Below are 8,815 nucleotides of genomic sequence, written 5' to 3'. Positions count from 1 at the left end.
GTAAAGATACCCTCCTCGCCATACTGGCCGGTCATGAGCGTGGATGCCGAAAGCACGGCGTGCTCGTTGTGCAGCACAGCGGCGCAGACGCGCGCGGCGGAGTTGGCGACGGCGTACTCGGTGCACTGCTTGCCCTGGTAGGTTACGTAGCCGCCCTTGCGCGCGAGCTCCTCGATCTCCATGTGGTCGAAGGCATACTTGTCGGGGTTCTCGGCCTGGAGCTCGTTGAGGCTCTTGCCGGCGATGGTTGCGGCCTTAAAGGCGGCCAGCTGGCTAAAGCCGTGCTCGCCGATCATGTAGGCGTCGATGGACTTGGGGCTCACGCCGACCTTTTTGGAAATCTCGGTGCGCAGGCGGGCGGAGTCCAGGCCGCAGCCCGAGCCGATGATCTTCTTGGGATCGTAGCCGGTCAGGTGCCACAGCTCGGTGCACACGACGTCGCAGGGGTTGGAGATGCTCACGAAGATGCCGTCAAAGCCGGCGTCGACGATGCGCTTGGCAAAGGTGCGGGCGGCGTCGGTGGTAAAGAACAGCTCGCCGTCGCGGTTGCCGGCGGCCAGCGCGACCTTGCCGGCGGCGTTGACGATAACGTCGCAGCAGGCAAGCTCCTCGTAGTGGTCGTAGCAGTTGACGATCTTGGTGTTGTACGGGACAAACGAAAGGGAGTCGCGCAGGTCCTGGACCTCGGACGTCACCTTGGCCTCGTTGATATCGCACAGGTACAGCTCATCGGCAATGCCCTGCATGAGCAGGCTGTTGGCGACATGTGCTCCTACGTGGCCCTGGCCGACCACACCGATCTTACGCGTCTGGTACATATATGTATCCTTTCGGCCGAGTTTTTCGCGTCGAATCATTGTAGCGTCCTGCTGCCACTTTGCTAGGCTAAAGCGCCGTAGATTTTTGGGACATGCCTTAATCTCTACTTTTGGAGTGATTTGGGCCGCTGACGGCATCGCTGGGCGATGTGCTCGCGCGGATGGGGCCGCTCGTTGTACCATAACTGCAACTGACTCGTAAGGAGCATCCATGCCCATTCGCATCCCCGACGCCCTCCCTGCCGCCGCGCAGCTCGAGAGCGAGAACATCTTTGTCATGACCGAGTACCGCGCGCTGCACCAGGACATCCGTCCGCTGCGCGTGCTCATCCTCAACCTCATGCCCACCAAAATCGCCACCGAGACGCAGATTATGCGCAAGCTCTCCAACACGCCGCTGCAGGTGGAGGTGGACCTGCTGCGCACCAAGACGCACGAGGCCACGCATGTGAGCGCCGGCCACCTGGAGACGTTCTACCGCACGTTCGATGACATCCGCGACATCCACTACGACGGCCTGATCATCACGGGTGCCCCGGTGGAGCAGATGCCGTTCGAGGAGGTCGACTACTGGCCCGAACTCTGCCAGATCATGGATTGGTCCACCACGCACGTACACTCTACGCTGCACATTTGTTGGGGCGCACAGGCGGGGCTCTACCATCATTACGGTATTCAGAAGCACGACCTGCCGGCAAAGGCGAGTGGCGTGTTCGAGCATTATCTGGTGAAGCCGCAAAGCCCGCTGGTCCGTGGCTTTGACGACCGTTTCTATGCCGTGCATTCGCGCAACACCGATGTGCGTCGCGAGGACGTGGAGGCCGAGCCGCAGCTTGAGGTCGTGGCCGTGTCCGACGAGGTGGGCCTGTACATCGTCAAGTCGACCGACAGCCGCCGCTTCTTTGTCTTTGGGCACCCCGAGTACGATACCGACACGCTGCGCTTGGAGTACGAGCGCGACGTGAAGCGCGGGCTCAACCCGGAGGTGCCGGCGCATTACTTCCCGGGCGACGACCCCACCGCCGAGCCGCGCAACGTCTGGCGCAGCCAGGCTCAGCTGTTCTACACCAACTGGCTCAACTACTACGTCTACCAGACCACGCCCTACGACCTGGCCCGCGCCGGCGAGGAGCACTAGGCCGCCGGGAGGTGCACCAGCCGTTAGGCGCTGATGATGTGGGGTAGCGGCAGGTCGTGGGCGTCGGTGGGAACGTGGTCGACACGCTGCTCGTCAAAGGCGATGCCGATGATTTGGCATGCGGACGAGAGCATAGGCAGGTAGCGGTCGTAACAACCGCCGCCGTAGCCCAGGCGCGCGCCGGTTTGGTCGAAGGCCACGAGCGGCACGACGATCATGTCGAGAGCTTCGGCAGGCACGATGGGGAAGCGGTCGCTGTCGATGTCCGTGGCCGCGAAGGCCCGCGTGGGGTGGGCGATAAACGGAGCCGCGGACGCATCGTCGGCGGCAACTGCCCGCATACACATGCGCTGGCCACAAGCCACGGCGTCTGCTGCCGAGAGCATGCACGGATAGGCCACGCGCCAGCCGCGTTTGACGGCCGCAGCGGCAAACGCGGCTGGGTCGACCTCGGAACCCATCGCGGCATAGATGGCAACGGTGTGCGGCGCCGCGGCATCCAAGCGGCCCAGCAGCTCAATCAGCCGCGCACAGATAGCGGCAGACTTCGCCGCGCGCAAGTCCAAATCAAGAGCATCGCGCCGAGCAATCACCGCCCTCCGCAACTCAGCCTTATCCATCCCAGCCTCCTCTAGCAAACCCGCCAAAAAGGGACAGGTTTATTTTGGCGGGTTTTATCTGGGCAAACGTCGAAGCCGCCATAAAGGCGCCCTTTGTGGCGGCTTCGACTCGACGTTGGCTTCACAGCGCCGCAGCGATTGCTTCAGTCACAAACTTATTGAGTGACTCACCCTTCTTTGCCGCTGCCAGTGCCGCCTGTTTGTGAAGCTCGGAACCCGTTCTTACGTTGAACGAGCCCTTAAAAGCCCGCTCGGGTTCCTGGCCCTTCTCGGCGCAAAACTCAAGGTAATCGTCGACGGCGTCGTGGAAGCATTGCTCCACTTCTTCAGCCGTGGAGCCTTCGAATACGATTGCGTCCCTAATGCCGGCGACCATACCTGTTAGCACATGCTGTTCGGCATCGAACTCGACCGGGGCGAAATAACCCTTGTATGCCAAAACGTTACTCATGACTACCTCCGACATCTTGCAGAAAGCGAACGATGTTTCGAATGGTCCCCGCTGTCAATTCGTCAGATGGATGAGGCGCGTGCATTACGAACATCCTGCCATCTGATGGCCTGTAGAAGCGAACGCGCGATCCGGACGTCTTGCCTTTGCTGTCCATTTCAAAGCCATATGAAGCCATAACTTTAAGAAAGTCAGCAAATCTATACGTTGAAGGACAGCTAAGCAGCTGGGCGATGAGTTTATCGGATCGAGTCATCCTGCCTCACATTCTGCAACTATATTCTAGTTGCAATTTCAGTTTGATGCAAGCATCTCTACTATAGAACATGTGTTCGAACTACGCAAAGGTACCTGCCCTTTCGTGATGGTTTTTGCTGGGGGCGGCGGCGGGCGTCCTCGGCGGTTTGTCTCGATCTGTAACAGTAACTCGGCAAAAATGGACTTAGATGTTACAGATTGAGACAAAGGGCTGGCGTCATCCGAAAACGTCTCGATTTGTAACATCTGGAGCCGATATTGCCGTCTTAGCGTTGCGGATCGAGACAAACCGGCAGACTGCGGCAAAAGAAAAGGTAGATTTTCAGGCATGTCCCAAAAATCTACCTTTGTTGTGGTTAGCCCAGCAGGTCGACTACGTTGAAGCCGGCGCTGCTCTTGGCGATGACGTCGCGGCCGCCAAAGACACAGGTGGGCGATTCAGCTGCGATGCGCGTCACGTCGGCGCCGAGCGAGCGCAGCTCACCGGGCGTGGCGGCGAGCATCTGGGTGCGGCGCTCCTCGCGTGCGTGCGGATCGAGCCCAGCCAGGTAGGTCGTGTTGCGGCGCTTGGTGAGCGCGTACGGCTTCACCGGCGCGTCCATGCCGCTCACGCAGCTCACGATAAAGCCCTCGAAGGCGGCCTCGTCGGGCTCAAAGCTGCAGAGCCACTCGCCTGCGCGTGCCACGCGCTCAATCGAGGGGTCGATTGCCGGGTCGCGGTAGGTGTAGAACGCCGTCTGGCGCTCGCCAGCCGCGCGGAATCCGCAGCCGTACGCACCGCCCTTAACGCGGATCTCGTTCCACAGGTAGTCGTAGGAGAGCGCGTTGGCAGCAACCGCCCAGGCGCCCGTCACGTCGATGCCCAGGCGACGCGGGTCGCACGCGCTTGCCGCAAAGCAGATATCGCTGGGGATGACGAAAGCCTCGTGGCGGTCGCGCGGCGTCGGCACCACGAGAGCGTCGCGGCCGGTATCGGCACCATCGCCCGCACCCAGCCCCAAGTCGCCCGCGGCGGCCCAGTACGCGTTAAAGTCCTCATCGCTGCCGGTAAAGCTCGCCAGGCAGCCGTCGGCCACAAAGATGCGGCCTGCCAGCTCGGCAAGCTTGGTACGCAACCCGTTCACGCGCTCGTCAAAGTGGTCGAGCAGGTCGCGCAGGAACAGATAGAAGTCCACGCCCGAAAGCTGCTCGCGCACCACGGCCGAAGGCGAGCTGTAGCTCATCGCGCGACCGAGCGCCGCCGAGTGGCCGTTGTTGATAAAGCCCTGCTCAAGCCCAATGCGAATCTGTGTGAGCACGTCGCGCACGCGGTCGGCGTCGGCATCTGCCAAAAGCGTGCTCGACCATACCTCGCGCGGCAGACTCGCCAGCGCATCGATCTTCTCGGACAGGGCGCCGGCGCTCACCAGCAGGTAGGGGCGCACGCCGTCCACTTCGGGCTGCGTCATGACCTCGGTCGTAAAGCTCAAAAAGCCGAGCTTGCCAGCGAGCAAGTTGTCGAGTTCCTCGGCCGAGTGCTCGCGCGTGGGCAGCTGCTTAAGCAGGCGGCAGAGCAGTGTCACATAGGGCAGGTCCTCAAACGCGACGCAGTTCAGGTCGAAATACTGCATGGCGTAGGCCAGACGGTTGGTGGGGATGCCGTGGCGCAGGCAGGGGATGGGCACGGTCGTGTCCACGATCAGTGGCGGCTCGGGGCGCGCCTCGCCAATGTCGGACACGCGCAGGCGCGGCAGCGTGGCCTTGGCCTCGGGTGTGTCTTCCGCCTCCTGCGCGGCACGCAGCGCGGCCGTGCGCTCGACCACGTCGGTCAGCTCGGCATCGGTCATGGCATCGCGCTTGGCTGCCAGCTCGGCGGCCTCGGCACCCTCCGAACCCTCGGCGGCGTCCACCGGCACCAGCTCGACCAGTGCCATGTGGTCGTTTTCCAGCACCAGCTCGCGCAGCAGGTCCTCAAAATAGCTGCCGTCCAGCTCGCTACGCAGCTCCTCGTACACTGGGCCGTACTTGAGCGCCAGCGTCGCGGCGTCGTCATCGTAGAGCCAGGTGCTCAGCGCGTCGCACGCAATGGCCACGCCGTCGGCGATGCCATAGTCACGCTGGCGCAGGTCGTACTCGTTGCTGCTGATGATGGCTTCCAGACGCTCGCGCGGAACTCCGTGCTCGCACAGGTCGCGGCAGGCGTCCTGGAACACGCGACGCAGCTCGCGCGCCACACCGGGCTGTGCGTTTTGCAGCATGATGAGCTCGTAGGGCTGCAGGCTCTCGGCCGCGGTGTAGCTCACCACGTTGCCGCCCAGGCCGGCGGCCAGAATGGCCTTCTTAACCGGCGCTTCGTTGGAGCCCAGCAGCGCCTCGAACAGGATATCCGCCGCGATCGTGCGCTTGCGGTCGAGCGCGCTGCCCAGCACAAGGCCCAGGCCCACCAGGGCGTTCTCGGGTGTGGTGGCCATCTCGATGCGCTTGTACTCGCAGGTCACGGGCGCCTGCGCGTCCAACGGATTGGGCGCCAGCGTGGACGGGTCCTCGCCGGCGGCAACGGCAGCGTCCATGCGGCGGCTCGCGGCACTCGGCTGCGACAGATAGCGCTCGTCCAAAAAGGCCAGTGCGCGGTCCACGTCCAGGTCGCCGTAGAGCGTGATGTAGGAGTTGGAGGGATTGTAGTGTCGCGCGTGCGTGTCCAGGAACTGCTCGTAGGTGAGCGCGGGAATCGCGCGCGGGTCGCCGCCGCTCTCGTGCGCATAGGCGGTGTCGGGATAGAGCGCGGCGTTGACGGCATCGTCCAGCACGCTCATGGGATCGGACAGCGCGCCCTTCATCTCGTTGAACACCACGCCGTTATAACGCAGCGTGCCCTCGTGCAGGCTCGCGGCGCTGCTGTCGCCGTCGCCCTCCGGCAGGTCCAGTTCGTAGTGCCAGCCCTCCTGCTCAAAAATGGTGGGCTTGGTATAGATGGCCGGGTTGAACACCGCGTCCAGGTACACGTCCATCAGGTTGTACAGATCCTGCTCGTTGGTGGTGGCAACGGGGTAGATGGTCTTGTCGGGGTAGGTCATGGCGTTGAGGAACGTCTGCATGGAGCTCTTGATCAGGTCGACAAACGGCTCCTTGACGGGAAACTTGGCCGATCCGCACAGCACCGAGTGCTCAAGAATATGGAACACGCCGGTGGAATCGGCCGGCGGCGTCTTAAAGCCAATGGCAAAGGCCTTGTTTTCGTCGTCGCACGCCAGGTACAGCAGACGAGCGCCCGAGGCAGTGTGTCGCAGCACGTAAGCGTCCGAGTCGAGCTCGGGCACGGTCTCGCGGCGCTCGACGGCAAAGCCGTGGCAGGTAGTGCCGGGCACCAGCAGTGCAGCGGCTGCGGCGCGCGGGTCGGTTGAGGTGGTGGGCATATGCAGTCTCCTTTGACGCCCCAGCGGGGGCGAATCGAGTCGAATCCTCGAGAGTATACCCATATGGGGCCGCGACCCTGCGGCGAACTGGAGACGATGCCAGCGGATTGGGCGAAGGGCTCGCGTGCCCGCCGCACGAGCGTGGAAAATTGGACACTCGCCAAACGAGAGTGGATATTCGGACGGACGAGCGAGGATTTCCGGATACCTATCGAACGAGAGTGGATATTTGGACGGAATTTGCCGCAAAAGCCCCAAAAACCGTCCAAATATCCACTCTCGATATCCGACCGTCCGAAAATCCTCGCTCGTCCATCACTCGCGTATCTCTCGTCCCTCATTCGTCTCTAATATGAGAGATGACAGGAAGATGAGAGAAAAATATGAGAGATAACTGAGCAGCAAAGAGACAGGCAATCATGGTATTGTCTCAATACCAATTGTTCTACCAGAAAAAATATGTATAAATGAAGCAAATGGTAGACATTCCATCTCTCATCTATCTCTCTATCTCTAAGCCGAGAGATAGAGAGATAGATGAGAGATAATTTCGAGAGATAACTGAGAGACGAGGGAAATCTATCCGCGGCATTCTCCGCAGGACCGAGCGAAAGGACGTGCAGATGAACGAAAACGAGCTGATCGGTCTGCTTGAGTCTTTAAGGCGTATGGGCTCGGATGATCTTAACGTCGAAGTGAAGGAGAGCGCCACGACGCTTTCCCGCGACGTGTGGGAAACGGTGAGCGCATTCGCGAACACTGCCGGCGGAATCATCGTGCTCGGAGTGAGTGAGCGCGCAGGTTTTGTCCCGGTTGAGAACTTCGAGACCGAGAAAGTGCTCAACCAATTTGTGGCAGGCATGGGTGATGCGGGAGGTCGAGGAAAGCTGGCCAATCCGCCCAAATACACGATCGAGCGAGTGGAGCTTCAAGGCGCCATCGTTCTCGTCATTACCATTGAGGAGCTCGATCCGTCGAGCAAGCCCTGCTATGTCATAGAGCGGGGCGCCCAGGGCGGCAGCTACAAGCGCATCGATGACAAAGATGTGCCGCTTTCATCGACCGAAGTCCTGTCCTTGTCGTCGTATGAACGAACGAGCCCCAGTGATCGCGATGCAGTGCCGGGCGCGGGCGTGGGCGACCTCGACGAGGCCCTGATTGACCGCACGATAGAGCGTGCTTTCTCGCTGACGCCCCGAGCTATGCGCGGCGCGACGGACAAGAAAACAAAGCTGGAGCGCCTGAGTTTCCTCGACTCCCAGGGTAATGTGACTAAGGCCGGGCTCCTGGCTGCGGGCGCCTACCCTCAGCAGTTTTATCCCAAGCTCTTTATCGATGTGGCGGTCCATGCCGGAACGCAGAAGGGCGCCGCGGGTTCGTTGAGGTTCATGGACCGCACAATCTGTGAGGGAACGTCGGGCGAGATGATCTCGGATGCTGTCGTGGCCGTCGCCAAGAATTTGCGGCGAACCTCGACCGTCCAAGGCGTCTCGCGTGTCGACTCGCTTGAGATTCCCGAGGAGGTTCTGCGCGGGGCAATCGCAAACGCCGTAATCCATCGAGAATACGGGGATCGGTTCTGTGGACAATCGATTGCCGTCGACGTCTTTGACGATCGTGTCGAGGTGACGAATCCTGGCGGCCTTTACGGGGGAAAGACTCGCGAGAACTTGTTTGACGGCAGCTCCCGATGCCGTAACGCGACGCTCGTGAAACTCATGTCGATTGTTCCACTGCCGGATGGCGCAGGCTCGCCGGCTGACGGAAATGGCTCGGGCATCCCGATGATGATTGATGCCATGCGCGCGCATGGTCTGGCCGAGCCCCTGTTCTGCCCGGGATTCGATCGGTTCAAGGTCGTACTTTACCGTTCAAAGATCGAGCCGGTCGATCATGGCGGGGGCTTAATTGTGACGGCACTCAAACACTACGGCGAGCTGGGGACGCGCGAGCTGGCAGAGCACACAGGGCTCACAATTTCCCAGGTTAGGTCGCGCGTCAACGCGCTCATTGCTCAAGGCGAGCTTGAGCCCACGGCGCCGGCGACGAGCCGCAACCGCAAGTATCGACTGTCGGAGCGCGTGGGATAGATGCGTTAGTGGACGAGGCGAACCAATAATCGACCCTCAATTGGCGCC

Annotated in this window: 7 protein-coding genes; 2 read left to right on the top strand and 5 right to left on the bottom strand. The window is 61.4% G+C overall.

Going from position 1 to position 8,815, the window contains the following annotated elements; translation table 11 throughout:
• The coding region (locus tag AB5164_RS02830; protein ID WP_368147784.1) for a lactate/malate family dehydrogenase at window positions 1-818 on the bottom strand (818 nt) is incomplete at its 3' end.
• A gap of 211 nt (window positions 819-1,029) precedes the next feature.
• Here AB5164_RS02830 and metA point away from each other — a divergent pair.
• Window positions 1,030-1,956 carry a homoserine O-acetyltransferase MetA gene (metA, locus tag AB5164_RS02825; RefSeq protein WP_320676580.1) on the top strand — a complete coding sequence of 309 codons (927 nt, stop codon included), beginning with the start codon at window positions 1,030-1,032 and terminating at the stop codon, window positions 1,954-1,956.
• A gap of 23 nt (window positions 1,957-1,979) precedes the next feature.
• On the opposite strand, the gene AB5164_RS02820 is transcribed toward metA, so the two are convergent.
• From AB5164_RS02820 to AB5164_RS02805, 4 genes are all read right to left on the bottom strand, one after another.
• Window positions 1,980-2,576: a 5-formyltetrahydrofolate cyclo-ligase gene (locus AB5164_RS02820; RefSeq protein WP_368142230.1), complete on the bottom strand. Its 597-nt coding sequence runs from the start codon at window positions 2,574-2,576 to the stop codon at window positions 1,980-1,982.
• 121 nt (window positions 2,577-2,697) lie between these two features.
• Window positions 2,698-3,027 (bottom strand): type II toxin-antitoxin system HicB family antitoxin, encoded by a 330-nt coding sequence (locus AB5164_RS02815; RefSeq protein ID WP_368142229.1) that lies wholly within the window; start codon window positions 3,025-3,027, stop codon window positions 2,698-2,700.
• Complete coding sequence (locus tag AB5164_RS02810; RefSeq protein WP_084591735.1) at window positions 3,020-3,283, bottom strand: type II toxin-antitoxin system HicA family toxin; 264 nt, start codon at window positions 3,281-3,283, stop codon at window positions 3,020-3,022. Before AB5164_RS02810 ends, AB5164_RS02815 begins: the two co-directional genes overlap by 8 nt.
• Window positions 3,284-3,641: 358 nt before the next feature.
• A complete protein-coding gene (locus AB5164_RS02805) occupies window positions 3,642-6,677 on the bottom strand; it encodes an insulinase family protein (protein WP_368142228.1) in 3,036 nt (1,011 codons plus the stop codon).
• A 623-nt stretch (window positions 6,678-7,300) separates the two neighbouring features.
• Between AB5164_RS02805 and AB5164_RS02800 the strand changes: the two genes are divergently transcribed.
• Entirely contained in the window at window positions 7,301-8,767 is a 1,467-nt protein-coding gene (locus AB5164_RS02800; protein WP_368142227.1) for an ATP-binding protein, read from the top strand.
• Window positions 8,768-8,815 lie beyond the last annotated feature (48 nt).

The organism is Collinsella aerofaciens (assembly GCF_040915425.1).
Classification (GTDB): Bacteria; Actinomycetota; Coriobacteriia; order Coriobacteriales; family Coriobacteriaceae; genus Collinsella; species Collinsella aerofaciens_BW.
The sequence above is the reverse complement of the archived record's forward strand: the minus strand, read 5'-3'. Positions and strand labels throughout refer to the sequence as shown.

Coding starts and splice junctions, on each gene's coding strand:
- metA (WP_320676580.1), top strand. CDS start 1,030: ATGCCCATTCGCATCCCCGACGCCCTCCCTGCCGCCGCGCAGCTCGAG.
- AB5164_RS02820 (WP_368142230.1), bottom strand. CDS start 2,576: ATGGATAAGGCTGAGTTGCGGAGGGCGGTGATTGCTCGGCGCGATGCT.
- AB5164_RS02815 (WP_368142229.1), bottom strand. CDS start 3,027: ATGAGTAACGTTTTGGCATACAAGGGTTATTTCGCCCCGGTCGAGTTC.
- AB5164_RS02810 (WP_084591735.1), bottom strand. CDS start 3,283: ATGACTCGATCCGATAAACTCATCGCCCAGCTGCTTAGCTGTCCTTCA.
- AB5164_RS02805 (WP_368142228.1), bottom strand. CDS start 6,677: ATGCCCACCACCTCAACCGACCCGCGCGCCGCAGCCGCTGCACTGCTG.
- AB5164_RS02800 (WP_368142227.1), top strand. CDS start 7,301: ATGAACGAAAACGAGCTGATCGGTCTGCTTGAGTCTTTAAGGCGTATG.